This is a genomic window from Georgenia sp. Z1344, assembly GCF_057652375.1.
On the sequence record NZ_CM172728.1, the window covers coordinates 1,048,776 to 1,075,688 of the forward strand.

24 protein-coding genes are annotated in these 26,913 nt (G+C 72.3%); 9 read left to right on the plus strand and 15 right to left on the minus strand.

Annotated features, from left to right (window positions below; translation table 11 throughout):
* Window positions 1–6: 6 nt before the first annotated feature.
* The 5 genes from AC24FB_RS04585 (at window position 7) to AC24FB_RS04605 (ending at window position 5,737) form a co-directional block, all read left to right on the plus strand.
* A complete protein-coding gene (locus tag AC24FB_RS04585; RefSeq protein WP_425715635.1) occupies window positions 7–990 on the plus strand; it encodes an NUDIX domain-containing protein in 984 nt (327 codons plus the stop codon).
* 16 nt (window positions 991–1,006) lie between these two features.
* On the plus strand, window positions 1,007–2,275 hold the full coding sequence (locus AC24FB_RS04590; RefSeq protein WP_425715637.1) for an MFS transporter: 1,269 nt from the start codon (window positions 1,007–1,009) through the stop codon (window positions 2,273–2,275).
* A gap of 138 nt (window positions 2,276–2,413) precedes the next feature.
* On the plus strand, window positions 2,414–3,349 hold the full coding sequence (gene dapD / locus AC24FB_RS04595; protein WP_425715638.1) for a 2,3,4,5-tetrahydropyridine-2,6-dicarboxylate N-succinyltransferase: 936 nt from the start codon (window positions 2,414–2,416) through the stop codon (window positions 3,347–3,349).
* Between the two features lie 13 nt (window positions 3,350–3,362).
* Window positions 3,363–4,322: a hypothetical protein gene (locus AC24FB_RS04600; protein WP_425715640.1), complete on the plus strand. Its 960-nt coding sequence runs from the start codon at window positions 3,363–3,365 to the stop codon at window positions 4,320–4,322.
* Window positions 4,323–4,630: 308 nt separating this feature from the next.
* Complete coding sequence (locus tag AC24FB_RS04605; RefSeq protein ID WP_425715641.1) at window positions 4,631–5,737, plus strand: fatty acid desaturase family protein; 1,107 nt, start codon at window positions 4,631–4,633, stop codon at window positions 5,735–5,737.
* A gap of 37 nt (window positions 5,738–5,774) precedes the next feature.
* On the opposite strand, the gene AC24FB_RS04610 is transcribed toward AC24FB_RS04605, so the two are convergent.
* The 4 genes from AC24FB_RS04610 to fdxA form a co-directional block, all read right to left on the minus strand.
* Window positions 5,775–6,953 carry an acyl-CoA dehydrogenase family protein gene (locus AC24FB_RS04610; RefSeq protein WP_425715642.1) on the minus strand — a complete coding sequence of 393 codons (1,179 nt, stop codon included), beginning with the start codon at window positions 6,951–6,953 and terminating at the stop codon, window positions 5,775–5,777.
* A 127-nt stretch (window positions 6,954–7,080) separates the two neighbouring features.
* Window positions 7,081–8,367 (minus strand): citrate synthase, encoded by a 1,287-nt coding sequence (locus AC24FB_RS04615; protein WP_425715643.1) that lies wholly within the window; start codon window positions 8,365–8,367, stop codon window positions 7,081–7,083.
* Window positions 8,368–8,555: 188 nt separating this feature from the next.
* Window positions 8,556–9,683, minus strand: a complete 1,128-nt coding sequence (dapC, locus tag AC24FB_RS04620; protein ID WP_425715644.1) for a succinyldiaminopimelate transaminase — start codon at window positions 9,681–9,683, stop codon at window positions 8,556–8,558.
* Window position 9,684: 1 nt separating this feature from the next.
* The gene (fdxA, locus tag AC24FB_RS04625) at window positions 9,685–10,026 is read right to left on the minus strand and encodes a ferredoxin (RefSeq protein ID WP_425715645.1); all 342 of its coding nucleotides are present in this window, start codon (window positions 10,024–10,026) and stop codon (window positions 9,685–9,687) included.
* A 124-nt stretch (window positions 10,027–10,150) separates the two neighbouring features.
* On the opposite strand from fdxA, the gene AC24FB_RS04630 reads away from it, so the two are divergent.
* Window positions 10,151–10,480, plus strand: coding sequence for a hypothetical protein (locus AC24FB_RS04630; RefSeq protein WP_425715646.1), 330 nt, complete (start codon window positions 10,151–10,153; stop codon window positions 10,478–10,480).
* On the opposite strand, the gene AC24FB_RS04635 is transcribed toward AC24FB_RS04630, so the two are convergent.
* The 5 genes from AC24FB_RS04635 to AC24FB_RS04655 all read right to left on the minus strand — a co-directional run bounded on the left by AC24FB_RS04635 (window position 10,447) and on the right by AC24FB_RS04655 (window position 17,509).
* Window positions 10,447–12,174 (minus strand): VanW family protein, encoded by a 1,728-nt coding sequence (locus AC24FB_RS04635; protein ID WP_425715647.1) that lies wholly within the window; start codon window positions 12,172–12,174, stop codon window positions 10,447–10,449. The two genes, AC24FB_RS04630 and AC24FB_RS04635, sit on opposite strands and share 34 nt — an antisense overlap.
* Window positions 12,175–12,279: 105 nt before the next feature.
* A complete protein-coding gene (locus AC24FB_RS04640) occupies window positions 12,280–12,789 on the minus strand; it encodes a flavin reductase family protein (protein WP_425715648.1) in 510 nt (169 codons plus the stop codon).
* Window positions 12,786–13,433 (minus strand): hypothetical protein, encoded by a 648-nt coding sequence (locus AC24FB_RS04645; protein ID WP_425715649.1) that lies wholly within the window; start codon window positions 13,431–13,433, stop codon window positions 12,786–12,788. Before AC24FB_RS04645 ends, AC24FB_RS04640 begins: the two co-directional genes overlap by 4 nt.
* The gene (gene typA, locus AC24FB_RS04650) at window positions 13,433–15,346 is read right to left on the minus strand and encodes a translational GTPase TypA (RefSeq protein WP_425715650.1); all 1,914 of its coding nucleotides are present in this window, start codon (window positions 15,344–15,346) and stop codon (window positions 13,433–13,435) included. The genes AC24FB_RS04645 and typA overlap by 1 nt, the downstream gene beginning before the upstream one ends.
* 204 nt (window positions 15,347–15,550) lie before the next feature.
* The gene (locus AC24FB_RS04655; protein ID WP_487561082.1) at window positions 15,551–17,509 is read right to left on the minus strand and encodes an ABC transporter ATP-binding protein; all 1,959 of its coding nucleotides are present in this window, start codon (window positions 17,507–17,509) and stop codon (window positions 15,551–15,553) included.
* Window positions 17,510–17,580: 71 nt separating this feature from the next.
* Here AC24FB_RS04655 and AC24FB_RS04660 point away from each other — a divergent pair, with 71 nt between their 5' ends.
* On the plus strand, window positions 17,581–18,192 hold the full coding sequence (locus tag AC24FB_RS04660; RefSeq protein WP_425715652.1) for a hypothetical protein: 612 nt from the start codon (window positions 17,581–17,583) through the stop codon (window positions 18,190–18,192).
* A 17-nt stretch (window positions 18,193–18,209) separates the two neighbouring features.
* Here AC24FB_RS04660 and AC24FB_RS04665 read toward each other — a convergent pair whose 3' ends face one another.
* From AC24FB_RS04665 to AC24FB_RS04680, 4 genes are all read right to left on the minus strand, one after another.
* Complete coding sequence (locus AC24FB_RS04665) at window positions 18,210–19,400, minus strand: ABC transporter permease (RefSeq protein WP_425715653.1); 1,191 nt, start codon at window positions 19,398–19,400, stop codon at window positions 18,210–18,212.
* Entirely contained in the window at window positions 19,400–20,932 is a 1,533-nt protein-coding gene (locus tag AC24FB_RS04670; RefSeq protein ID WP_425715654.1) for an ABC transporter permease, read from the minus strand. The genes AC24FB_RS04665 and AC24FB_RS04670 overlap by 1 nt, the downstream gene beginning before the upstream one ends.
* Before the next feature lie 181 nt (window positions 20,933–21,113).
* Window positions 21,114–23,042: an ABC transporter substrate-binding protein gene (locus AC24FB_RS04675; RefSeq protein WP_425715655.1), complete on the minus strand. Its 1,929-nt coding sequence runs from the start codon at window positions 23,040–23,042 to the stop codon at window positions 21,114–21,116.
* Between the two features lie 247 nt (window positions 23,043–23,289).
* Complete coding sequence (locus AC24FB_RS04680; protein WP_425715656.1) at window positions 23,290–23,709, minus strand: DUF4870 domain-containing protein; 420 nt, start codon at window positions 23,707–23,709, stop codon at window positions 23,290–23,292.
* Between the two features lie 196 nt (window positions 23,710–23,905).
* On the opposite strand from AC24FB_RS04680, the gene zupT reads away from it, so the two are divergent.
* Window positions 23,906–24,706: a zinc transporter ZupT gene (zupT, locus tag AC24FB_RS04685; RefSeq protein ID WP_425715657.1), complete on the plus strand. Its 801-nt coding sequence runs from the start codon at window positions 23,906–23,908 to the stop codon at window positions 24,704–24,706.
* A gap of 96 nt (window positions 24,707–24,802) precedes the next feature.
* Here the strand turns inward: zupT and AC24FB_RS04690 are convergent, their stop codons facing one another.
* Both AC24FB_RS04690 and AC24FB_RS04695 read right to left on the minus strand, forming a co-directional pair.
* Window positions 24,803–25,450: a TetR/AcrR family transcriptional regulator gene (locus tag AC24FB_RS04690; RefSeq protein WP_425715658.1), complete on the minus strand. Its 648-nt coding sequence runs from the start codon at window positions 25,448–25,450 to the stop codon at window positions 24,803–24,805.
* Window positions 25,451–25,690: 240 nt separating this feature from the next.
* Window positions 25,691–26,134, minus strand: coding sequence for a hypothetical protein (locus AC24FB_RS04695; protein WP_425715659.1), 444 nt, complete (start codon window positions 26,132–26,134; stop codon window positions 25,691–25,693).
* Between the two features lie 235 nt (window positions 26,135–26,369).
* On the opposite strand from AC24FB_RS04695, the gene AC24FB_RS04700 reads away from it, so the two are divergent.
* On the plus strand, window positions 26,370–26,906 hold the full coding sequence (locus AC24FB_RS04700; protein ID WP_425715660.1) for a CarD family transcriptional regulator: 537 nt from the start codon (window positions 26,370–26,372) through the stop codon (window positions 26,904–26,906).
* Window positions 26,907–26,913 lie beyond the last annotated feature (7 nt).

A 26,913-nucleotide genomic window follows, 5' to 3' on the forward strand; every position in this document is an offset into this window, starting at 1 on the left:
CGCCCGATGCGCATGCCGGGGGACGGCTGGGTCGAGTGCGCCTGCGGCGCCCGGCACTGGGGCCTCAACGGCGCGGCCGGTCTCCTCGCGTGGCGGCCGGTGTCGGGGCACGACGACGGCGCCACCCCCGGTGCGACCGCCGTCGAGGACGCGAGCAGGGCCGTGGACGCAGCCGGGCCCACGGACGCGGCCGGCGTCGAGCTCGCCCTCCAGCACCGTGCCGCGTGGTCCCACCACGGCGGGACGTGGGGCATCCCGGGCGGCGCCATCGCCGACGGCGAGACAGCGCTGACCGGGGCCATGCGCGAGGCCGCCGAGGAGTCCGGGATCGAGGAGCGCCACCTGCGGGTCCTCGCCACCCGCGTCCTCACCCACCCGGACTGGTCGTACACGACCGTCGTCGCCCGGGCCGCCCCGTCCGCCCGCGTGGCGGCGACCGACGCCGAGTCGCTCGAGGTCCGCTGGGTCGGCGCCCCAGAGCTCCGATCCGGGGACCTACCCCTCCTGCCCGCCTTCGCCGACTCCCTCGACGAGCTCGCCGGGATGCTCGGGCGCGTGGTGCTCGTCGTCGACTCGGCGAACGTCGTCGGCTCCGTGCCGGACGGCTGGTGGCGCGACCGACGCGCCGCCACGGTGCGCCTGCGGGACTCCCTCACCGACCTCGCCGCGAACGGGCTGCCCGCCGACGCCGTCGGCCTGCCCGGGACGCGCTGGTTCCCCGAGATCCACCTCGTCACCGAGGGCGCCGCGCGCGGGGTCGGCTCGACCGCGGACGTCACGGTCCACGAGGCCCCCGGCGAGGGCGACGACGAGATCGTCCGGGTCGCCGCCGCGCTCGCGGCAAACTCCCCCGCCCCGCCGGAGCCGGGCTTCGTGCGGGTCGTCGTGGCGACGGCCGACCGCGCGCTCGCCGAGCGGTGCCGGGCGGTGGGCGCCGTCGTCGTCGGCCCCTCTCTCGTGAGGCGCTCACAGTCCCGTCCGCGCGCGTGAGACGCGGCGGACGCGCGTGAGCTCCACCGACGCCGGCACCGGCCCGTCGTGTCCCGTCGAACCGCTGCGCCGGCAAGGCTTCCGCGGGCTATGGCTCTCCACCTCGGTCGGGCAGGTCGGGGCGGCCGTCTCGGTGGTTGCGGTCGACGTCCTCGTCATCGACGTCCTGCACGCCTCGGAGGCCGAGGTCGGGGCGGTCCGGGCGGCGCAGTTCCTGCCCTACCTGCTCGTCGGGCTGATCGCGGGCGCCTACGTCGACCGCTGGCGGCGCCGTCCCACCCTCGTCATCACCAACATCGTCCAGGCCCTCCTGCTCACGGCCATCCCCCTTCTCCACCTGGCGGGCGCGCTCACCGTGGGGCTGACGGCCCTCGTGCTGGTCGCCGTCGGCACATGTGGCGTCGTCATCGCCGCCGCGGAGCAGACCTACCTCCCCGACCTCGTCCCCCGCGGATCGCTCGTGGCGGCGAACGCGCGGATCGGCCAGGCCTCGACGGTCGCGCAGACGTCCGGGCCCGCGCTGGGCGGCGCCGTCGTCGCGCTCGTCACCGCCCCGTTCGCCCTCGTCGTCACGGCGATCTCCCGGCTCGCGTCCGCCCTGCTCGTGGCGGGGATCCGCGAGGAGGAGCCCCCGCCGCACCCCGACCGGCCCCGCCTGTGGCGCGGGATCGCCGAGGGGCTCGGCTTCGTCTACCGGCACCGCACGCTCGCGCCGCTGGCGATCTCCACGCACGTGTGGTTCCTCGCCAACAGCGCGGTGACGACGGCTCTCGGGCTGTTCGTGCTGCGCGAGCTCGAGCTCTCCGCCGCCGCGTACGGTCTCGTCCTCGCGCTGGGCGGGGTCGGCGCCCTGGTCGGCACGCTCACCTCGACCACCGTCGCGGCCCGGCTCGGCGCCGGGCGCACGGTCGTCCTCGGGCGCGCCCTCATGGTGCCCGCCTGGGTGGCCGGCGCCCTCACCCCCGCCGACGCCGACGTCTGGCTGCTCGTCGTCTGGCTCGCCGGGGTGCAGCTCGTCCACGGCTTCGGGATGGGCGTCGAGGACGCCCCGGAGATGGGCTGGTGGCAGCTGCGGACCCCGCGGGCGATGCTCGGCCGGGTCAACGCGGGCAGGCGGTCGGCCAACCGGACCGTGGCCCTCGTCGGGGCGCTGGCCGGCGGCGTGCTCGTCGGTGCGATCGGGTACCGGTGGACGTTCGTCGCCGTCGCGGCGGTGTTCGCCGTCGCGACCCTCGTGGTGACGCTCTCCCCGATGCGGGACGCCCGGATCAAGGCGGAGGGCTGACCGCTCCGGACGCCGACCGCGCCGACCGCGCCGGTCGTGCTCGCGGCAGCGCGCCGGCACCGCCACGACCGCGGCCAGGGACCGGTCTCACGCCGGACGGGCCGCCGCTGCCCCGCGGCCGCGACCTATCCTGGCTCCATGACCTCCCGCAGCGCCTGGGGCCACGGCCTGGCCACCCGCACCGAGTCCGGCGAGACGCTCGACGTCTGGTACCCGCACCCCGCACTGGGCGCCCCGCCCGCCGCGCACGACGCGGAGGCGCTCGCGCAGATCGCCACGGGCGCTCGCACGGACGCCGTCCGCGGCGTCGTCGTCGAGGTCGTCACCACGACGATCGACCTCGACACCGCCCCGGCCGACGTCGCCGACGCGTACCTGCGCCTCCAGCTGCTCTCGCACCGCCTCGTCGCGCCACGCACGGTCAACCTCGACGGCATCTTCGGCGTCCTCCCGATCGTCGCCTTCACGTCCCTCGGCCCGGTCGCCCCCGCCGACCTCCCGGCCGCGCGCCTGCGCGCCGCCGACGCCGGGCACCACCTCGTGGTCCAGCTCCTCGACAAGTTCCCGCGGATGATCGACTACGTCGTCCCGTCCGGCGTGCGGATCGGCGACGCCGACCGCGTCCGCCTCGGCGCGCACCTCGCCGAGGGCACGACCGTCATGCACGAGGGCTTCGTCAACTACAACGCCGGGACCCTCGGCCGCTCGATGGTCGAGGGCCGCATCTCGCAGGGCGTCGTCGTCGGCGACGGCTCCGACGTGGGCGGCGGCGCCTCGATCATGGGCACGCTCTCCGGCGGCGGCACCGAGCAGGTGACGATCGGTGAGCGCTGCCTGCTCGGCGCGAACGCCGGCGTGGGCATCTCGCTCGGCGACGACTGCGTGGTCGAGGCCGGCCTCTACGTCACGGCCGGCACCAAGGTCACCGTCCTGCCCGAGGAGACGGTCGTCTCGGCGCGCGAGCTGTCCGGCGTGAGCGGCCTGCTGTTCCGCCGCCACTCGGTCACCGGCGCGGTCCAGGTCCTCGCCCGCGAGGGGCACGGCGTCGCGCTCAACGACGCCCTGCACGCCTGACCCGACCCCGCGCGTGAGCGACGAGCCCGGCACCCGCTCCGGCCTGTCCTGCCTCGGCGGGCTCGCCGTGGTCGCGCTCGTCCTCGCCGTCGCCGTCGGTGGAGTGGTCGCGATCCTCACCTACGTGGTGCGCTCCCCCGCGTCCGGGACGTGCCGCGCCGAGGCCGGCGGCGACCTCTCCGCCACCCTCGACGGCGACCAGGCCGCGAACGCCGCCCTCATGGTCGGCCTCGCCCAGCAGCGCGACCTGCCGATCCGCGCGACCACCGTGGCGATCTCGACCGCCATGCAGGAGTCGAAGCTGCGGAACATCGACTACGGCGACCGCGACTCCGTCGGCCTCTTCCAGCAGCGCGAGTCGCAGGGCTGGGGCTCGGTCGAGGAGATCATGGACCCCGTCTACTCGACCGGCCGGTTCTACGACGAGCTCGTGACGATTGACGGCTGGGAGGAGATGTCGATCAACGACGCCGCCCAGGCCGTCCAGCGCTCCGGCTACCCCGAGGCGTACGCCCAGCACGAGCCCATGGCCCGCGCGTTCGCGGCCAACCTCGTCGGCCAGGTCGAGGGCGGACTCACGTGCCGCCTGTCCATGCCCGACGACGCCGAGAACGCCACCGACTCCCTCGCCACCGCCACGGTCACCGACCTCGCCCTGCGCGACCTGGGGCTCACGCCCGAGGAGCGCGACGCGGGCGTGCTCGTCCTCGACTCCGCCGGGCTGCCGGACGGGGCCGCCTCCGACGACTCCGGCGCGGCCGCCGGCTGGGGGGTCGCCCACTGGGGCGTGGCGACGGCCACCGAGACGGATGCCCTGGCCGTCGCCACCGACGGGCGCGTGTGGCTGCGCTCCGAGGGCGACGACGCCGGGTGGACCGCGCTCGACGAGGTCGGCTCCGGTCTCTCACCCGTGGAGCAGTCGGTCGTCGACGCCGCCGCCGGCCTCGAACCGGGCCAGGTCGCGATCGGCTGACCCGCAGCCCGTCGAGATTGCGGTTCGTCGTCGTCGAGATTGCGGTTCGTCGTCGTCGAGATTGCGGTTCGTCGTCGGTGTCGAGGGTGCGGCTCACGCCCACCGACATTGCGGTTCGTCGTCCTCGAGGTTGCGGGTGGTCGACGTCGAGGTTGCGGTTCGTCGTCGGGGGCGTCGTTCGTCGTCGTCGGGCGAGAGATGCGCGATCCCGCGGCTGGACCGACCCACGGGCCGGGCCCCGACGCAGTACGGTCGAGGGAGTTCGGGGCGACCTGCTTCGTTCGAGCTCCCCCGGAAGAAGGCCCACCGTGTCGGTGACCGACCTCGCCCCCGCCCCGCCGTCCCGCCCCGAGCGCCCCATGCGCGGCGCCGGCGAGCGCTACGTCAGCTCCTTCACCACGCTGACGAAGTCTGTGAAGGACGCCGGACTCATGCGCCGGGCGTACGCGTACTACTGGACGAAGTTCGCGATCCTCATGGTCATCGGGGCGGGCCTCGTCGTGGCGTTCCTCTTCATCGGGAACTCGTGGTGGCAGATGGGGATCGCGGCGGCGCTCGGCCTGCTCATGACGCAGACCGCGTTCATGGGCCACGACGCCGCGCACCGCCAGATCTTCAACTCGGGCCGGTGGAACACGTGGGCCGGCCTCGTGCTCATCAACCTCGTCACCGGCATGGGCCACGGCTGGTGGAACAAGAAGCACAACAAGCACCACTCGGCGCCCAACCAGCTCGGCAAGGACCCGGACATCGAGCCCGGACCGGTCATCTGGACCAACGAGGCGCTGCAGACGCGCCGGAGCCGCGTGGGCCGGTTCTTCGCGCGGATCCAGGCCTACACGTTCTACCCGCTGCTCGCGTTCGAGGGGCTCAGCCTGCACGTCCAGGGCATCGCCCGCCTGTTCTCCCGCACCAAGCTCGAGCACCGCTGGGTCGAGGCCGCGTTCATCGCGTTCCGCCTCGGCACATACGTGGCGCTCGTGTTCCTCGTCCTGTCGCCGGGCAAGGCCCTCGCCTTCATCGCCATCCAGATGGGGCTGTTCGGCGCCTACCTGGGCCTGTCGTTCGCCCCGAACCACGTGGGGATGCCGATCGTCGCACGCGGGCTCAAGGTCGACTTCCTCCAGCGGCAGGTCCTCATGAGCCGCAACATCACCGGCGGCAGGTGGGTCGACACGTTCATGGGCGGGCTCAACTTCCAGGTCGAGCACCACCTCTTCCCGTCGATGGCCCGCCCGAACCTGCGCAAGGTCGCCCCGATGGTGCGGGAGCACTGCCGGGCGATCGGCGTGCGGTACACCGAGACCACGCTGTTCCAGTCCTACAAGGCCGTCACCGCGCACGTCCACAAGGTCGGGCGCGGCGGCGCCGACATCTGGGCGTGCCCGCTGGCCGGTCAGATGCGCACGGCCTGACGACCCCGCCCGACGGCGAACCGCCCGCCCTCGCGCCCTACCGCGTGAAGGCGGACAGCCCCGTGATCGCCCGGCCCACGACGAGTGCGTTGATGTCGTCGGTCCCCTCGTACGTGTAGATCGCCTCGGCGTCGGCGTGGAACCGCGCGACGTCCGAGTCGAGCGTGATCCCGTTCCCGCCGCACACCTCGCGGGCGAGCGCCACCGTCTCGCGCATGTGCCGGCAGGTCTCGCGCTTGGCCAGGGACGACTCGACCTCGTCGAACACGCCCTCGTCCTGGCGCTGCGAGAGCCGCACGACGATCCCGAGCGTGCTCGTGAGGTTGCCGAGCATCCGGGCGAGCTTGTCCTGGACGAGCTGGAACCCGCCGATGGGGCGGCCGAACTGCTCGCGCGCGCGGGCGTACCGGCGCGCGGCCTCGAACGCCCCCGCCTGCACCCCGGCGGCGTGCCACGCCACGGTCATCCGCATGCGCCGCAGCATGGCCCCGACGTCGGCGAAGGACTCGACGTTCGCCAGCCGCAGCTCGTCGGGCACCCGCACGGAGTCGAGCTCGATGACCGAGTTCGTCACCATCCGGACCGAGGTCTTCCGCTCGATGGTGGTGAGTCGCACGCCGTCGGCGTCCGCCGGCACGACGAGGATCCGCACCGGCCCGCGGTCGGGCTCGCGGGCGACCACGCAGAGGTGGTCGGCGTAGGCGGCCGAGCCGATCCAGCGCTTGGTGCCGTCGAGGACCCAGTCCCCGCCGGACCGCCGGACGGTGGTCTCGAGGCCCCCGGCGACGTCGGACCCGTGGTCCGGCTCCGTCATCGCGAAGACCCCGCGCGCCGAGAAGTCGACCACCGAGGGCCGCCACCGCGCGACCTGTTCCGGCGACCCGCCGACCTCGATGTTCGTGAGGAACAGCGAGGCCTGCCCGTTGTACCAGGTGGCGACGGACGCGTCGTGGCGGGCGAGCTCGAAGGAGCGGAAGCCCTGGAACAGCCACCGGACGGGTGACCCGCCGAGGGCCTCCGGCTCGATGAAGCCGCCGGCCGCGAGGGGCTCGACCGCGTCGGCCGGGAATGCGGCCCGGTCCCAGTGGTCGGCCAGCACCTCGGACGGGAGGTGCTCGGCCAGGACCGCGCGCAGCCGGAGGATCTCGGCCCGCTCGACCCCGGTGAGCAGGTCCGCGTACCGGTAGAGGTCACTGTCCGGGTAGAGGGTCTCCATCGACCCGCCTCTCTGCTCGGCCGCGGCCGGCGACGAACCGCGACGGCCACGCGTGCGAACCGCACTCTCGACGAGTACGGGGGGACCGGGGGCGGGGCGGCGGACCGCCTGCGCCCCCGGTACCGGCTCAGCGCTTCTCGATCGGGACGTAGTCCCGCTCGGTGGCGCCGGTGTAGACCTGCCGGGGGCGGCCGATCTTCGTGTTCTTGTCCTCGATCATCTCGCGGTACTGGGCGATCCAGCCGGGCAGGCGCCCGAGCGCGAACAGCGGGGTGAACATCTGGGTGGGGAAGCCCATCGCCTTGTAGATGAGCCCCGTGTAGAAGTCGACGTTCGGGTAGAGCTTGCGCTCGACGAAGTAGTCGTCGTTCAGCGCGATCTCCTCGAGGTTCATCGCGATGTCGAGCAGCTCGTCGTCGGTCCCGAGGCGCTCGAGGACGTCGTGCGCCACGTTCTTGACGATCGCGGCGCGCGGGTCGTAGTTCTTGTACACGCGGTGCCCGAAGCCCATGAGCCGGACGTTGTCGTTCTTGTCCTTCGCGCGCTTCATGAACGTCTCGACCGAGTCGTCGCTGCCCTGGATGCGCGAGAGCATCTCGAGGACGGCCTCGTTCGCACCGCCGTGCTTCGGGCCGGACAGCGCGCCCACGCCGGCGGAGATCGAGGCGTAGATGCTCGCGTCGGACGAGCCGACCATCCGGACCGTCGACGTCGAGCAGTTCTGCTCGTGGTCCGCGTGGAGGATGAGCAGCAGGTCGAGCGCCCGGATGATCTCGGGGTCGACGTCGCGGTGCTGGTAGGGCAGGTCGAACGTCATCCGCATGAAGTCCGCCGTGTAGCTGTAGGACTGGTCCGGGTACAGCAGCGGCAGGCCCGACGCCCGCTTGGCGATGTACGCGATCATCGTCGGCAGCTTCGCCATGAGGAGCACCGTGGAGAGCTCCTTCTGGTACTCGTCGTGCGGGTCGAGCGTGTGCGGGTAGTACGTGCCGAGCCCCGCGATACCGGCCTGGAGCATCGACATCGGGTGGCCGTTGGGCGGGAACGCGGTGAAGAAGCCCTTGAAGTCCTCGTGGAGCACGCGGTGGCGCTTGATGCGGCGCGTGACGGCCTCGAGCGTCTCGGCGTCGGGGAGCTCGCCGTAGATGAGCAGGTAGGCCGTCTCGAGGAAGGTCGACTGCTTCGCGAGCTGCTCGATCGGGTACCCGCGGTAACGGAGGATGCCCGCGTCCCCGTCGATGTACGTGATGGCCGACTCGGTCGACGCGGTGTTCGTGAACCCGTAGTCCAGCGTGACGGTGCCGGTCTCGCCGAGGAGCTTGCCGATGGTCAGACCGTCGCTGCCCTCGGACGCCTTCACCCTCGGCAGCGAGAGCGTCTTGTCGTCGACGGTGAGCGTGGCGTCTTCGGTCATGCTGGTCCCCTTCGTGGATGGTGAGCGCCTCGTGGGCGCACGAGGGGCGGAGCACCGCCCCCGTCGGAGGTCGTCCACCGTCCAAGATACCGCCGGTCGGAGGTCACGGGCGCCCACGGGTCACACCCGCCGACGACGACGAACCCCGCCCGCGTGGTGCTCGACCGTGCCGTCGAGCACCGCCCGGCTCACTCGCCGTCGGTGAGGCGGGCGACCGCGGCGTCGACGCGCTCGTCGCTCGCCGTCAGCGCCATGCGCACCCGGCCCTCGCCGAGCGAGCCGTAGAACTCGCCGGGGGCCACGAGGACGCCGAGCGCGGCGAGCTCGTCGACGAGCTCGCGCCCCTGCGCGCCTTCCCGGCCGAGCCAGAGGTAGAGACCGGCCACCGAGTCCGGGTCGGGCGCGAGGCCGTACGCGCTGACGGCGCCGAGCAGCCGCTCGCGCCGAGCGCCGTAGCGGGCCCGCTGCGCGTCGACGTGGGCGTCGTCCGCCAAGGCCGCGGCCATCGCCGCCTGGACCGGGGCGGGCACCATCATCCCGGCGTGCTTGCGGATCTCCCGCAGGCGACCGATGAGCGCCTCGTCGCCCCCGAGCAGGGCCGCGCGGTAGCCGGCCATCGAGGACTGCTTGGACAGCGAGTACGCGACGAGCAGGCCGGTGTGGTCGCCGCCGGTCACCCGCGGGTCGAGCAGGCTGGGCACGCCGGAGCTCGCCCACGGCTCCTCCCAGGCCAGCTCGGCATAGCACTCGTCGGCGACGACAACCGCGCCGACCTCCCGCGCCCACGCCACCGCGGCGGCGAGCTGGTCGACCCCGAGCACGTGCCCGTGCGGGTTCGCCGGGGAGTTGAGCCAGACGAGCCGCACGCCGTCCCGCGGCCAGTCCTGCGGCCGCGCGGGGTCGACGGCGACCGGCTCGGCACCGGCGAGCCGGGCCCCGACGTCGTAGGTGGGGTACGCGACGGCCGGGTGCAGGACCCGGTCCCCCGCGCCGATCCCGAGCATCGCGGGAACGAGCGCCACGGCCTCCTTCGAACCGACCGTCGGCAGCACGCCGCGCTCGGTCAGGGGAACGCCGCGCCGCCGCCCGAACCAGTCGACCATCGCGGCGCGCAGCTCGTCGGTGCCGATCGTCGTCGGGTAGCCAGGCCGGTCCGCGGCCGCCCGGAGCGCGTCCTGGACCACCGCCGGCGTCGGGTCCACGGGGGTCCCGACGGACAGGTCGACGATCCCGCCCGGATGGGCGGTCGCCACCTCGCGCGCGCCGGCGAGCGAGTCCCAGGGGAAGTCCGGCAGCGCGTCGCCGTGCAGGGTCACGTCAGGCCTGGGGCGGGAGCCCGGCCACCACCGGGTGGTCGAACCCGAGCCGCCCGGTGCGGGCCGCGCCGCCGGGGGAACCCACCGGCTCGGACTGGCCGGGCATCACGTCGGAGAAGAAGTTGACGTTGACGTCGTAGTACTGGGACCACGCGGCCGGGGTGTCGTCCTCGTAGTAGATGGCCTCGACGGGGCACACCGGCTCGCAGGCGCCGCAGTCGACGCACTCGTCGGGGTGGATGTACAGCATGCGGTCGCCCTCGTAGATGCAGTCGACCGGACACTCGTCGACGCATGCGCGGTCGAGCACGTCCACACAGGGCTGGGCGATCACGTACGTCATGCCCCCATCGTCCCACGAGACTCGCGTGGCGCGCGGCCCAGGCTCGCTCGCGAGACACCCGTTCCGGCGCAGGACCGGTCGTTCCGGACGAACCGGCCGGAGCAGGTGTGCGACGCTGAGGCGCATGGCCCACACCTTCGACGGCTACCCCGGGCCGGGCGGCGTCGCCTGGCGCACGTGGTCCCTCGGCGACCGGGTCGTGGTCCGGTTCCGGGACGGCGACCACGCCCGGGACGCGCTCGGCGACCTGGTCGCATCCGGCGAGGACGGCCTCACGGTCGAGACCGGGCGGGGCCGCGTCGTCGTGCCCGTGGCGGCGATCCTGTCCGGGCACCGGGTGCCCCCGCGGCCGGCCCGAGGCGGAGGTCCGAGCGGCCCGCGCCCCGCCGGACGCCCTGACGCCCTGACGAGCAGGCTCGGTCAGCCGCAGGTGACCCGGTTGTGCGGGGAGTAGGTCCACTCGTACTCCTCGCGCGGCAGCGTCTCGTCCTCGTGGCTGCGCTCGCGGGAGACCGTCACCGAGAACCCGTTGACGCCGCCGTACTCCGGGACGCAGGAGGGCGAGTCGTTGACGACGTCCTGCGGCGCGGTGATGTTGTACGGGCCCTGGATCTCGGTGGTCACGTCCCAGTACGGGGTGGACCACAGGCGGGTGTGGACCTCGCCGTCGGCGACCCATGCCTCGACGAGCACGCCGTAGGGCGTGTTGTTCTCCCAGATCATGTTGATCGAGTTCTCCGGGTTGTCCTCGTCGACCCAGAGGGTGGCCTCCTGGCCCATCGGGTACCGGTCGAAGTACTTGCTGTGCGGACGGTGCTCGATGTCGTCGAGCCCGGCCTCCCAGCCGACGTTGAACATGTTCGTCGAGAGCTGGGAGACGCCGCCGCCGAGCGCCGTGGCGTTGAAGCCGTTCTCGACGACGCCGGAGCTGACGAACCCGTTCTCCTCCGTGATCGGGCCGAGCTCGGCCGCGAGGTCGAACTGCTCGTCGGGCAGGACCAGGGTGCCGGTGACGAGCGCGGTGCCGTTGACGAGGTTCTGCGTGCGGACGTCGTCCGAGGTGAGCGGCGTGCTGATCTCGGAGACGACCTCGAGGACGCCGAGCTCCTGGGCGTCCTCCGTGGTGAACTCCGGCTCCTCCTCGACGACGTCGGCCACCGCGACGCGGTCCTCGGTCGAGGTCGCCGCGGCCGCGACGGTCGCCCCCAGGCCCTCGGGGTCGAGGGTCGCGCCCGTCTCGCTGCCGACGATGTAGGGCCCTCCGTTGCGGAGGGTGATCTGCGCGTCCTGGGGCTCGGTGCCGATGTCGGGACCGGACTCGAGGACGGCGTCGGCGAGCTGGTCGCCGTCCATGGTCAGGGTGAGCGCCCCGTCGACGGGCTCGATGGTCGCGGCGGCCGTCAGCTGGTCGACCCCGAGGTCCACCTCGGAGTCGCCGACCTGGACGGTGACCGGGCCGGAGGTGAGCGGGGCGACGATCGACTCCTGCGCGGCCGCGATCTCCTCCTCGCCGATCTCGGGCTGGACCTCGGTCGCGACGGCCTCGATGGGCGTGGTCGAGACGAGCCACTCCTCGACGACGATCTCGCCGGTGGCCTCCGCGTCGATCTGCTGACCGACGACCGGGTCGGTGACGCTCGGGGTGGACCCGTTGAACTCGATGGCTCCGTCCACGGGCTCGGTGGCGAGCTCCTCCTCGGCCGCCTCGATCGCGGCGAGCAGCGCGGGCTCGTCGACGCTGCGGACCGGGTCGTAGGCGCCGAGGCCGGTGAAGTGGCCGAGCAGCACGCGCGGGTCGAGGGCGAAGCCGGTGAGGCCGTCGACCGTGCTCTGCGCGTCGAAGGTGAGGCCGGCCTCGGCGGAGCTGATCTCCGCCTCGTTGCCGTCGAGCGTGAGCCGGACGGGGGCCTCGACCTCGTCGGACAGGCCGGTGCGCAGCTCCTCGACGGCCTCCTCGGCCTCGAGCCCGCCGATCTGGACGCCGGCGACGACGGTGCCGGTCGGCACCTTGTCCCCCATGAACCACGCGACGCCGAAGTACGCACCGGCGAGCACGAGGACCGTGACGCCGAGCCCGATCAGCCAGCCGCGACCGCGGCGCCGCCTCCGGCCGTCGGCTGGGCCTGCGTCGCGGGCGTGGCGGGTCATGCGTTCCTCGTTCCGTGGTGTGTGGCCGTCATCGCTGCGGCCCGGTCCATCGTAGGGAATCTCATCGCACGTGGAGGGCGGCGCGCGGACGCCGTGATGGGGACGTCAGCCCTGTCCAGGAGGCGACCACGGCCGCGCGCGCCCGAGGGCGTGGACGTGGGCGCCGGGCCGGCCCGTGGCCCGCGCCTCGAGGACGTCCGCGGCGACGACGACGTGGTCGCCCGCGAGCCGCGTCCACGACGTGCGGAGCACGAGGTGCGCGCTCGCCGCCTCGAGGAGGACCGCGTCCCCGGCACGCTCGACCAGCTCGATGCCCACGGCCTGGCCGACGAGCGGCCGGCCGGGCTCCGCGACGCGGGCGAGCGCGGCACCGGCCTCGGTGGAGCCGTCCAGGACGGACAGCCCCCACTCCGGTGCGTCCTCGAGCGCCTCGGCGGCGCGCGAGTCGGCGTAGACCGAGACGGTGACCATCGGCGGACGCAGCGACGCCGACGCGACGTCGGTCACCGGCACGAGAAGGGGATGACCTCCGGCGCGGACGCCGAGCACGGCGATCCCCGCGGGCCGGCGTGCGAGCGCCGCCCGGAAGCCCTCCTCGAGCGCGTCGCCCCTCACCGCTGCGTCCCGGCGCCCTCGTCGGAGACGGCGGGGGTGCCGGCGGACGCGTCGGTGCCGGTGCCGGCGGACGCATCCGTGCCCACCTGCACCTCTCCGTGGGGGCGCGTGTCCCGGCCGGCGCCCCCGTCGACATGAGCGGGCGCATCGCGTCGTTCGTCGTCGTGCCCGGTGGTGCCTGCGGCACGCCGGTGGCCGAACCGCACGCTCGACGACGAGAACCAGGCGCGCGGGGCGGCCCACCCGATCGCCGCGGCGAGCGGCATCGTGAGGATCCACAGCATGGCGCGCGGGGTGGAGGTGACGAGGACGTCCTCGCCCGGTCCCCAGTAGGTCATGAGGAGCACGACGCCGATCCCCAGCGCGCCGTACGCGAGCAGGGCCGTGGTGCCGCAGACCGCGCGCACGAGCACGGCGCCGGACAGTGCGAGCGCGATCCCCAGGGTGATCCCGAGCGGCAGGCCGCCCGACTCCATCCGGTGGACGACCGTTCCCGCGACGGCCACGAGGACCGTGAGGAGCACGGTGACGACGGCCTCGAGGACCCACTCCCCCACGCCGCGGCGCGGTGCCGCGTGACCGGTGGGTGCCTCGCCGCCGACCTGCGGCCCCCCGGCGTGGCCCGGTCCCGCGGCCGCCGTCATCAGGCGCCCTGCCTCTTGGACCGCGCGGCGGCCCGCGCGCGCTCGGTGCCGTCGAGGATGACCTTGCGGATGCGGATGATCTCGGGGGTGACCTCGACGCACTCGTCGTCGGCGGCGAACTCGAGGGACTCCTCGAGGGTGAGCTTGCGCGGCGGGACGAGGCTCTCGAACGAGTCCGCCGTGGCGGACCGCATGTTCGTCAGCTTCTTCTCCTTGGTGATGTTGACGTCCATGTCCTCGTTGCGCGAGTTCTCGCCGACGATCTGGCCCTCGTAGACCTCGGCGGTGGGCTCGACGAAGAACGAGCCGCGCTCCTGGAGGTTGATCATCGCGAACGGCGTGACGGCTCCCGGGCGGTCGGCCACGAGCGATCCGGTCGAACGGTGCTCGATCGGGCCGTGCCACGGCTCGTGCCCCTCGGCGATCGAGTAGGCGATGCCGGTGCCGCGGGTCTCGGTCATGAACCGGGTGCGGAAGCCGATGAGGCCGCGGGACGGGACGAGGAACTCCATCCGGACCCAGCCCGTGCCGTGGTTGACCATCGAGTCCATCCGCCCCTTGCGGGCGGCGAGCAGCTGCGTGACCGCGCCGAGGTACTCCTCGGGGACGTCGATCGTCATCCGGTCCATCGGCTCGTGCCGCTTGCCGTCGACCTCCTTGGTGACGACCTGGGGCTTGCCGACGGTCAGCTCGAAGCCCTCGCGGCGCATCTGCTCGACGAGGATCGCGAGCGCGAGCTCGCCGCGCCCCTGGACCTCCCAGGCGTCCGGCCGCTCGGTGGGGAGCACCTTGAGGGAGACGTTGCCGATGAGCTCGCGGTCGAGGCGGTCCTTGACGAGGCGGGCGGTGAGCTTGTGGCCCTTGACGCGGCCGGCGAGCGGCGAGGTGTTGATGCCGATCGTCATCGAGATCGCCGGGTCGTCGACCGTGATGAGCGGCAGGGGGCGCGGGTCGTCGGCGTCGACGAGGGACTCGCCGATCGTGATGTCCGGGAACCCGGCGACGGCGACGATGTCACCGGCGGTCGCCGACTCGGTGGGCACCCGCGAGAGCGCCTCCGTGCGCAGGAGCTCGGAGATGCGGACGTTGGCCACGGTGCCGTCCTGCCGCGCCCAGCCCACGGTCTGGCCCTTGCGGATCGTCCCGTTGTGGATGCGGAGCAGCGCGAGGCGGCCGAGGAACGGGGAGGCGTCGAGGTTGGTGACGTGCGCCTGGAGCGGAGCGTCCTCCTCGTAGCGGGGCCCGGGGATCGTCTGCAGGATCGTGGCGAACAGCGGCTCGAGGTCCTCGGAGTCCGGCATCTCGCCGTCCCCGGGACGCGTGAGCGAGGCGCGGCGCGCACGCGCGGAGGCGTAGACGACGGGCACGTCGAGGACGGCGTCGAGGTCGAGGTCCGGCACCTCGTCCGCGAGGTCGGAGGCCAGGCCGAGGAGCAGGTCCGTGGCCTCCTCGACGACCTCGGCGATGCGGGCGTCGCCGCGGTCGACCTTGTTGACGACGAGGATGACCGGCAGCTTCGCCGCGAGCGCCTTGCGCAGGACGAACCGGGTCTGCGGGAGCGGGCCCTCGGAGGAGTCGACGAGCAGGACGACGCCGTCGACCATCGACAGGCCGCGCTCGACCTCGCCGCCGAAGTCGGCGTGCCCCGGGGTGTCGATGACGTTGATCGTCACGCCGTCCGGCGCGCCCGCGGCGGCGGCCGCCGGTCCCTTGTAGTTGACCGTCGTGTTCTTCGCGAGGATCGTGATGCCCTTCTCGCGCTCGAGGTCGCCCGAGTCCATCGCCCGTTCGTCGACGTGGTCGTGCTCCCCGAACGCCCCGGACTGCCACAGCATGGCGTCCACGAGGGTGGTCTTGCCGTGGTCGACGTGGGCGACGATCGCGACGTTGCGCAGGTCCTGGCGCTGGGGCATGGCAGTGCTTCCTTCGGGTCCGGTGGCTACCTCCGGCGTCCACGCGCTGGTGCGCACCGATCGGCAGGGGCGTCGGCTCGCCGGTCGCGGCACGTGCCCCGAACCGCGATCCTACGCGCGCGGGCGCGCCCCCGTCCTGCCCCGCGGCCGTGATTCCCCCGACCCGGGCCTGCGAGCGGGCCCGAACGGGCGCAGCTCGGCGTGTCAGTGCTTGCGCTCGGACGAGCCCGGGTCCTGGGCGTCGTGGCCCTCGTTGTCGAGCCGGTCGAGGGCCTCCACGCTGTCGCGCTCCTCCGCGCGGCGCACCGTGTCGTCCCGGTCGGTCGGCGAGTCCACGACGACCTCCCCGTCCTCGCCCGCCTTGGCGTATGCCTCGAGGACGGCGTCGCGCGTGCGACGGCGCTTCGCCTGCTCGTCGGGGTCCGGCACCGGCACGGCCGCGATGAGCCGCTGCGTGTAGGGGTGCTGCGGGTCGTTGACGACCTGGCCGGAGTGACCGGTCTCGACGAGGTGCCCCTTGTGCATGACGGCGATGCGGGAGGACAGCATCTCGACGACGGCGAGGTCGTGGCTGATGAAGAGGCAGGCGAACCCGGTCTCCCGCTGGAGCTCGCTGAACAGCTCGAGCACGCGTGCCTGGACGGAGACGTCGAGCGCCGAGGTCGGCTCGTCGGCCACGAGGTTCGTCGGCTCGAGCGCGAGGGCGCGGGCGATGCCGACGCGCTGGCGCTGGCCGCCGGAGAGCTCGTGCGGGTAGCGGTTGCGCATGACGCGCGGCAGCTCGACCTTGTCGAGCAGGTCCTCGACCCGGGTGTTGCGCTCCGCCTTCGACAGCTCCGTGTGGAGCAGCAGCGGCTCGCCGATCGACTCGCCGATCGGCAGGCGCGGGTTGAGGGACGAGCCCGGGTCCTGGAAGACCATGCCGACCCGGCTGCGCAGGGGCTTGAGCGCGGACCGGTTCGCCCCGCGCATCTCGATGCCGTCGACGACCAGCGACCCGGACTTCACCGGGAGCAGGCCGACGATGGCGCGGCCGATCGTCGTCTTGCCGGAGCCCGACTCCCCCACCAGACCGACGACCTCGCCGGGGTTGATGTGGAGGTTGATGTCCTCGGCCGCGACGAAGGCCTTCTGCCGGCCGCGCTTGGGGTACTCGAGGACGACGTCCTCGGCCCGCATGACCGGGGTGACCTCGGCGGTGCCCGCGGTGGCACCGGACGGGGACGGCGCGGCGGCGCGGTCGCTGACCTCGAGGCGGTCGGTCCGGGGCCGCGCCCCGCCGGTGCCGTCCTCCGCCTCCGGGGCGAACGACTCGTCCGCGGAGGTGTGGGAGCCCAGGTGGGGCACCGAGGACAGCAGCTGGCGGGTGTACGGGTGCTGCGGCCGGTGGAAGATCTCGTCGGCGACGCCGCGCTCGACGATCTGCCCGTCCTTCATCACGAGGATCGTGTCCGCCATGTCGGCGACGACACCCATGTCGTGGGTGATGAGGATGATGCCCGCGTCGATCCGCTCGCGCAGGTCCCGCATGAGCTTGAGGATCTCCGCCTGGACGGTGACGTCGAGCGCGGTCGTCGGCTCGTCGGCGATGAGCAGCCGGGGGTTGCAGGCGAGCGCCTGGGCGATCATCGCCCGCTGTCGCTGGCCGCCGGAGAGCTGGTGCGGGTAGGAGTCGAAGCGACGCGCGGGCTCGGGGATCTCGACGAGCGTGAGGAGCTCGATCGCCCGCTTCTTCGCCGCCGCCGGCAGCAACGACTGGTGCGTGCGCAGCGTCTCGACGATCTGGAAGCCGACCGTGTAGACGGGGTTGAGCGCCGTCATCGGCTCCTGGAAGATCACCGCGATCTCGTCGCCACGGACGTTGCGCAGTCGCTGGCCCCGCAGGCCCACGAGCTCGGTCTCCCCGAGCCGCGCCGAGCCGGTTGTCCGGCCGTTGGGCGGCAGGAGGCCGACCAGCGACATCGAGGACTGGGTCTTGCCGGACCCGGACTCGCCGACGATCGCGAGGACCTCGCCGGGGTGGACGTCGTAGCTGAGGTCCTCGGCGGCGGTGAACCACTCGTCGTCGACGAGGAACTCGATCGTCAGGTCACGCACCCGCAGGATGGGGTCCTGGTCCGCGAACCGGCTCGCGGAGGGCGTGGTCTCGATGGTCTCAGTCACGTGGTCATCCTCGGGGTCGTGCCGGCGAGCGGGGCACGGGCTGTGCCGCTCGCAGGTGGGAGGATCGACGAATGCGACCCACCCTGGTCTTCCGTACGCGCGCGGCCCGGCCGATCGCCGTCGCCGGTTGGGTCGTCTGCGCCCTGGCGGCCGTCATGGTCCTGGTCGACGGCGTCGGGCCGGGAGCGCTGGCCTGGATCGCCTGCGCCGCACTCGTCCTGCACGTCGTGTGGTGGCGCCCCGCGGTCGAGGTCTCCGACGGCGGGATCGGTGTGCTCGATCTGCTCCGGGACGTCCACGTGCCCTGGCCGGCCCTGCGGGACGTCGAGTCGCGCTGGTCGCTGACCGTCGTGACCGACGAGGGGCGCTTCGGCTCCTGGGCAGTGCCGGCGTCGTCGGCCTCGGCACGCCGCCTGCGGCGTGGTCGCGGCAGCGAGCCGGAGGTCGAGGACCGGTCCGGCGGTGACGAGACGCCGGTCCGCGAGCCGGGGGCCGCCCCCGTCGAGCGGCACGACGGCACCGCCGAGGTCGTCGCGTCGGCGATCACCGCGCGACGCGACGCCCTGCGCCGCGACGGCCACCTGGACGCGGACGCACCGGTGCCGCCGGTGTCGACGAGCTGGAACGTGCTCCCGCTCGGCGCCCTGGCCGCACTCGTGGTGCTGGCGCTGCTGCTGGGCTGAGCCCGGGACGGCGACCGTCATCGCCGGTCGTCCGTGTCGTCGACCGTGCCGGCCGCGGAGCCGGCGCTCGTCGCGGCGGCCACCTGCTCGGCCTTGCGGTCGGCGGCCCCGCGCTCGGCGCGGCGGAGCGCACGGGCCGAGGGCTTGCGGCGCTGCCGCGGGTCGAACGCGTCCCGCAGGCCGTCGCCGATGAAGTTGATCGACAGGGCGATCGAGATGATGAAGAAGCCGGGCCACCAGAAGGCCCAGGGGCGGGTCGCGAACGCCCCCTGGTACTCGGAGATGATCCAGCCCAGCGAGTAGTCGGGCGGCAGGATGCCGAAGCCGAGGTAGGCCAGCGACGTCTCGAGCAGCACGGCGGACGCCATGAGCAGGGTCGCGTTGACGATGACCACGCCGATGGCGTTGGGGAGGATGTGCTTGAAGATGATCCGCGAGTTCGAGGCACCCGCCACCCGCGCGGCGTCGACGAACTCACGCTCGCGCAGGGCGAGGAAGTCGCCGCGCACGAGTCGCGCCATGCCGGTCCACAGGACGAGGCCGAGCACGATCGCGAAGAGCACGGGGAAGGACATCCACCCGAGCACGGTCCCGAACAGCGGGATGCTGTAGATCCGGTCCATCGTGTGCGGGTTGCCCAGCAGCGTGCCGAGCACCGCGCCGAGCACGACGGTCGGCACCGTGATGACGAGGTCGGTCATCCGCATGAGCAGGTTGTCGATCCAGCCGCGGAAGAAGCCCGAGAGCGCGCCGACGAGCACGCCGATCGCCGCGGCGATGACGCCGATGATCGCCATGACGAGCAGCGAGGTCTGGATCCCGTACATCACCTGCGCGAACAGGTCCTGGGCGATCTCGTTCTGCCCGAAGGGGTGCGTGCCGATCGAGATGAGGCCGCCGCCGTCGGGGAACAGCTCGAGCGTCGGGGCACCGAGCTCGTTGACGTTGCCGGCCGGGTCGCGGTCGCGCGCGCCCCACTGCCACCAGCCGTCGATCCCGAGGAAGCCGACGGAGGTGAAGGCGAGGATGGTGATGAGTCCGAGGTAGACGAGCGAGACCATGGCGCCGGCGTGGCGGAAGAACCGGCGCCGGACGATCTGGCCCTGCGTGAGGCCGGCGACGTCGCGGAGCTCGAGCTCGTTCTCCTCGCGGCTGGACCGCGACTCGTCCGCCCCGGTGGGCGTCTCGGGCGTGTGGGGAGTAGTCATCAGCTGAGCCTGATCCGTGGGTCGAGGGCGGCGTAGAGCATGTCGGCCACGATGTTCGCCAGCACGGCGAGAGCCGCCGTGAGCACGATGTAGGCCATGAGCGGATCCATCTCGGCGCCGTTGAGGGAGTCGACGAAGAGTCGTCCCATCCCGGGACGGCCGAAGATCTGCTCGGTGATGATGGCGCCGCCGAAGAGGGTGATGACGTCGACCGGGGCGATCGTCGCGAGCGGGATGAGGGTGTTGCGGAATCCGTGCCGCATGATCACGGTCCGCTCGTTGAGGCCCTTCGCGCGTGCCGTGCGCATGTAGTCCTGGCCGAGGACCTCGAGCATCGAGCCGCGCGCGTAGCGCGTGTACTGGGCGAACGAGATGAGCATGAGCACGAGGGTCGGCAGGATCAGGTGGGTGTACATGTCGATCGCCTGGATCCAGAAGTTGCCACCGAGGTTCGGCGTGTCCGAGCCCATCGTGGCGATCGGCCGGCCGCTGATCGCGTTGGCGTTGAAGTAGGCCGGCCAGGCGCGCATGCAGCGGTCGATGACGATGAACACCATGACGATGCCGCCGGTCATCCCGCCGACGCGCATCGACTGCACCCAGTCCGGCCCGCGGAAGGCCGCGCCGACCGCCATGCCGACGACGACGGCGCCGAGCACGAACAAGCCGATGATGCCCCAGGTCATCGAGTCGGTGAGGTCGACGAACAGCCCGTGGCTGATCCACCGGTGGAGCGCCAGGAAGACGACGACGACGGCGACGCCGGTGAGCAGCGCGCGGCGGTTCGACAGGCCCGTGGTCAGCAGGGTGATGACGAGAGCCGTGGCGAGCGACAGGAGGAGGAAGAGGACGCCGGAGATGTGCGGCTCGCTCCACCACCCGCTCTCCTGCAGGTAGGCGAACACGGCGATCGACGCGGCGGCCGCGATGCCGCCGACCGTCAGGCGGCGGCGGACGTCGCCGCCCACGGCGAGCGACCAGAAGAGTCCGGTGAGCACCCCGATGACGATGATCGTCGTGTAGCTGAGGGTCGGGTCGGCGAGGAAGGTGTTGAACCAGATCGCGCCACCCTGCTTGAGCAGCACCGCCACCCAGAACGAGGGGAGCGAGAACAGGACGAACGAGACCAGCGTGATGACGTAGTCGAAGGTCGAGTACTGCCGCAGCGCCGAGGCGATACCGATCGCGACGCCGAGGAAGATCGCGAGGAACGTCGCCGCGGTGACCAGCTGAAGCGTGTCGATGAGGGCGTCGCCCATGACGGACTCGACCTCACGCCCGCTGCGCCACGCCACGCCGAGGTCGCCGGTGACCACGCCCGTCAGCCAGTCCCAGAACCGCGCGATCCACGGCCGGTCGAGCTCGAGGTCCTGGATCCGCTGGGCGATGAGCTGCGCCTTGTTCGGGGCGGTCGACTCCTCGAGGTCCTGCAGCGGGTTGATCGAGACCGACAGCATGCCGTACATGAGGAAGCTCGAGACGAGCAGGACGACGAGCCCGGTGGCTGTTCGCCGAACCAGGAACCGAATCATGTGGTGAGACCTTCTCGCTGGGGCACGTGGCTTGGGAGCCTACACGCGGCTCTGTGATGACGAACGACGTTCGTCGGGGTGTCCTGAGGCACGCGCGCTGGGGTGTCCTCCGGGCACGCGAGAGGCGCCGGAACCGGGGTCCCGGCGCCTCTCGTCGATCCGTCAGGCGTGACGGCTTGGGTCAGCTTGCCGTGGCGGCGCCGCCCGGGGTCCACTCGTAGTAGTTCCAGAAGATCGTCGGCGCCATGGTGATCGGCGTGATCTCCTCGACCACGTCGCTGTTCCACGCCGTCAGACCCGGGTGCTGGTAGAGCACCAGGCCGAACGCGTCGTTGACGAGGTGGGCCTCCATCTCACCGAGGAGCGGAGCCTGGTCCTCCGGCTCGACGGTCGTGGCGATCTCGTCCCACAGCGCGTCGACCTCGGGGTTCGAGTAGCCGTAGAAGTTGTTGATGCCCTCGGTGTAGAAGCTGGCCTGGGAGTTGGTCGCACCCGTCGAGGTGGACTGCCAGCCGAACAGCGCCGCGTCGTAGACGGTGGTGTCCGCGAGGAGCGAGCCCCAGTCGGTCGAGCCCGCGTCGACGAGCGTGAACAGGCCGGACTCCTCGTAGGCCGAGGCGAGCAGCTGGTAGGTGTTCGACCGGCGGCTGTTCGCCGTGTCGTACATGAACCGGACCTCGATCGGCGTCTCGACGCCGGCCTCCTCGAGGAGCGCCGTGGCCGCCTCGACGTCGGGCTCGTCGTAGGACGTCATCCCGTTGGCCTCGACGATCTCGTCGTAGCTCGGCGAGCCCGGGACCTGCGTCTGGCTGTTGCGGATCTCGGCCTCGGGGTTGAGCGGGATGACGAGCTGGTCGAGGATCTCCTGACGCGGGATGACGCGGAGGAAGGCCTCGCGGACGTTGCGCGCGGTCTCCGCGTCGCCGCCGTAGGTGGCCGGGTCGAACGGGCCCTCGTTGTTCTGGGCGAGGTCGATGTGCTCGTAGGTCGCCGTGTCCTCCTGCGTGAAGGAGTACGGCTCGCCGAGGCCCTCGACGCGCGTGAGGAGGTCGGAGGTCGCCTGCGGGGAGACCACCGCGATCTCCTGGTTCTCCATGGCGTCGACGAGCGCGTTCGGGTCACCGTTGAACCGCACGGTCACCGTCTCGAAGGTGGCGGCCTGCGAACCGGTGTAGTCCGGGTTGGCGGTGAGCACGACGTACTCCTCGCCGCTGATCTCCGTCAGGAGGTAGGCGCCGTTGGAGAGGTAGAGCAGCTCGTCGTCCGGCAGCGCGCCGTCGAACTGGAAGCCCTCGTTCCAGAACTGGGACACGGGCGAGAGCACCTCGGTGTCGTTGGTCTGGATCGCCTCGACGAGCGTGTCGAGCGCCTCCTGCGGGTCGTCGATGTCGAGGGCCCGCATGGCGACCACGTGGGCCGGGACGAAGCCGGACGCGAGCTGGAACTGCCAGTCGGCGAAGGGCTCGCTCAGCGTCGCGGTGAGCGTCGTGTAGTCGTCGGAGATCTCCGGGGTGGGCTGGAAGTAGGCCACCGTCGGCGAGGTGCCGTTGAAGTAGACGCCGGCGTCGAGCTCGTCCTGGTTGGTGACCTCGCCCTCCTCGTCCGTCTCCGCCTCGACGGTGTTGAGGTGGCCGGACGTGGCGGCCCACTGCAGGAGCACGTCGACCGCGCTCACCGGCGTGCCGTCGGACCACGTGACGCCGTCGGCGATCGTGTAGGTCGCCGTCACACCGTCGTCGGCGAGCTCCATCGTGCCGAACTCCTCGTTCGGCACGAACTCCAGCTCCTCGTTGAAGTACGCGAAGCCGTTGTTCATCAGGTGGAGGATGTTGTTGTTCGAGGCCGCGTTGCCGGTCTCCGTGTTGCCGTTGTACTCGTAGAAGTGCTGGTTCCAGCCGAGGCTGATCTGCGTCGACTCGTTGAGACCCTCGGCGTCGCCGCCGGGAGCGTCGGGGTCGTCGTCGGGCGAGTCGCCGCCCGCGCCGTCCGTCTGCGAGGTGTCGTCGTCGTCGCCGCCGTTGTCGTCGTCGGACGATCCTCCGCAGGCTGCCAGGACCAGGGCGGTGGCGGCGGAAGCCGCGACGAGCCCGGTGAAGCGCCGGATCTTCAATGTTCCTCCTCAGGATGGTGGTCACGGCCACGGGGGTGGCCTGACCAGCCGTCTGTCCGCGCGAACGGGTCGTTGTCCGTCACGGTTGAGGCGCACTGTAACCATGCTCGCGAAGCGGCGCGCGCATCCCGGGAACATCTGAGTTTCTTTCGTTATGTTCTCGTAACGCCCCTGACTTGCGAGAACACCGGGAACCGGGGTCGTCGAGCCGCCCCCGAGCGACCGATGACGCCCGGCGCGGCGCCGGTCAGCCGAGGATCCGCACCTGGAACGGGTAGCGGTAGAGCTCGCCCCGGGAGGCCGCCATCGCGCCGCGGATCGAGCACCACACCTGGGCGACGAACGCGACGATCCACAGGATGATCGCCACCGGGATGAGGATGAGCGTGAAGAAGCAGATCCAGGCGACGATGCCGAGGATCGTGATCCCGATCGCGAAGTTGAAGGCTCCGGCAGAGGCCGCGCGCACCAGCGGGCCCCGCTCACGCAGGACGAGCCACACGATGAGCGGGCCGAGGAAGGTGAGCCAGCCGGCCGAGAGCAAGATGGCGGCGAGCGCCGAGAGGTGCGCGATGACTGCGAAGGTGCGCTCGTCGGAGCCGGGTGCGCCGTCCCCCCGGCCGTGCTCGGGGCCGCCGGACGTCGCGTACGGGTTGTCGTAGGACATGACGCTGCTCCTCGTCGGTCGGGTGTGCCGCCTCGAGCCTATCGGCGGGCGACGACGGGGGGGCGCCGCCGTCCGTCGCACCCCGCTCCCCCACCTACCCTGACCGGGGCGACCGGTGGGCGGTCGTCCGCGCCGGGGCCGAGCGGCTCCCGGGACCCGACGGCGGCACGGCCGCAGGACGACGAGGAGGTGGGCGGTGCCCGAGGGTGCGGTGCTCGCGTTCCTGCTCACGCTGGGGGCGGGCCTGGCCACGACGGTCGGCGCCCTGGTCGCCCTGTCCCGGCACGCGATGTCCGACCGGTTCCTCTCGGCGGCGCTCGGCTTCTCCGCGGGCGTGATGATCTACGTCTCGTTCGTCGAGATCCTGCCCGGGTCCCTGGCCGAGCTCGGCGGCGCGCTGGGAGACGGTCCGGGGGCGTGGGCGACCACGGCCGGGTTCTTCGGGGGCATCGCCGTCATCGCGATCATCGACCGCCTCGTCCCGGGCGCCGCGAACCCGCACGAGGTACCGCCCGTCGAACGGACCGCGGCGGAGCGGGAGGCGGCCGCGCTGCTGCGCATGGGCACGTTCACCGCCGTGGCGATCGGCCTGCACAACTTCCCCGAGGGCTTCGCCACGTTCATCACCGCCCTGGAGAACCCGGAGATCGGGATCCCGGTGGCGGTGGCGATCGCCATCCACAACGTGCCCGAGGGGATCGCGGTTGCGGTGCCCATCCGACGGGCGACGGGCTCGCGCGGGACCGCGCTCCGGTGGGCGTTCCTCGCCGGCCTCGCGGAGCCGGCGGGCGCCCTCATCGGGTTCGGCCTGCTCGCGCCGTTCCTCACGCCGACCGTGACGGGCCTCGCGCTGGCCGCCGTCGCCGGGGTGATGGTGTTCATCTCGCTCGACGAGCTGCTCCCGACCGCCGAGGCGTACGGGCACCACCACTGGTCGGTCTACGGACTGCTCGCCGGCATGGCCGTCATGGCGCTCAGCCTGCTCATGCTGGCCTGACCCGCGCCGGGGCTCCTGCCCCGGCCCGCCCGGGCCCGGGCGACGAGCCCGACTGCGCTCGACGCCGGACGTCGACGACCGACGTCGGCGCGTTCGTCAGACCCCGCGGCCGATCTCGTCGAGGTCGACGACCGGCTTCCCGTCGGCGTCGGTGGCCACCCAGGGCGCGATGAGCGCGTGGAGGTACTCGACGAGGTCGTACCCGTCCGGGACCTGGCCGTCGAGCAGTCGGTTGACCTCGACGTATCCGTGCACGCCGGCCCACAGGTAGGTGCTGACGAGCACCGGGTCGGCCGCGGTGAGCACGCCCTCGGCCATCAGCCGACTCACGGTGCGCACGATCGGCGCGCCGTCCTCGGAGGCGCCGTGCTCGATGTGCGGCGCCCACGGCGGCGGGTCGAGCCGGGCGCCCGCACGGTCGGTGAGGATGACGTACATCGTGGGGTACTCGACCGCCCACATGACGTATGCCTTGCCGATGGCGTACAGGTCGAGGAGGTCGGCCCCCTCGCCCGCGGCCACCCGGTGGGCCTCGACGAACGACTCGTCAGCCTTGGCCACGACCTCGGCCACCAGCGAGCCACGGCTGCCGAAGAACGTGTAGATCGCGTTGGTCGTGGTCCCGGCGCGCATGGCGACGTCGCGGACCGAGAGCGCCTGCACCCCGTGGTCGGCGATCACCTGGGCCGCCTCGTCGATCAGGCGGTCCCTCAGGGTGTCGTCGTACGTCCGCTGTCTAGCCATGCCACACACTGTAAGTACATGCAGCGCTGTTCGATGCATCGCCGGGCCGGGCGGTCGGTCGCAGGTCACCGTTATCGGCGCGTCGTCGCCCGTTCGACGCCCTGATCGTTGCGTCGCTCACACGGCGTCGCACCGACCGGTTGCCGCCGTCGTGCGGGAGGCGACGGCGGCGCACACCCCCGGGGCGCCGTCGGAGGTCCCGCATCGTCGCGCCCGCCTCCCATCCCTCGACGACGACGCTCACCCGGCCCTGCCGGCCTGTCCGGCCGGGCCGTGCAGGATCTCCAGCGCCCGGGACTCGTCGCCGGCGTTCGTGTGCGGGAGCTCGGTCCAGGTGATGGCCACCGCGGGCTCGGCCACGGTCGCCAACCGGTGGACCCACGCGGCGAACCTGGCGATCTCGTCGAACGCCGCCTCGCCGCGCGCGCGGAGCAGGACGACGATCCGTGGCCCGGCACGCTCCGGACGTGGGACGACGCACCCACCCTCGTGCGCGGTGGGCGCGTCGTCGTCGGTCCTCTCGAGCGAGTCGGACCACCACCCCTCGATCGCCGACCACACCGTGTCGCCGTCCTCGGACGAGACCAGGTCCGCCCGCAGGGTGACGATCGACGACTCGTCCCACGGCTCCGGTCCCGCCTCGGCCCACCGGTAGTTGACGATGTACATCTCCGCGTCCGCCATGGCCCCAGCCTGCCAGTGAGTGTGCCGCGAACCTCGTCACCGGTTAGCGGACGACATCACACTGGCATTTTCGGCGGCACTGTGCCATAATTGTTCGGCAGGTCCGTAGGTTTCGGACGGTTCACCGAGCCGTCTGTGCCCATGTCCGCACGAGCGCCGCGAGCGATCCGCCGCCGTCCGGACGACCGCCGCGCCAGCGGGCGGCCGGACCGGTCGTCCCGAGCAGAGGAGATCCATGCCCGTCGTTCCCGGTCAGACCGTCGTCCACCCCCACCACGGACCGAGCACCGTCGACTCGGTGTTCAGCAGGACGGTCAAGGGACGAAAGATCTCCTACGCGCGGCTCGAGGTCCTCGGCCAGGACCTCACGGTCGCGGTCCCGGTCGACATGCTCGACGAGGTCGGGGTCCGGGACGTCATGGACACCACGCGCATCGAGGCGATCTTCGACGTCCTCGTCGCCGACTCGCTGCCGTTCGAGAAGGTGTGGTCCCGCCGCATGAAGTCGGCGCAGGACCGCGTCGCGTCCGGCGACCTCGTCAAGGTGGCCGAGGTCGTCCGCGACCTGCGCCGCCGCGAGGAGGAGTCCGGCATCTCCTTCGGCGAGCGCACGCTCATGCGCGACGCCCTCGTGCCGCTGGTGAGCGAGCTCGCCATCGGGCTGGAGATCGAGGAGAGCGCCGCGGACACGGCCGTCGAGCGCGCGATCCTCGAGCAGGTCGCCCCGGACCTCGCGGCCGACGACCAGAAGTCGCTGGCCCCCGCGAGCTGATCCGCCC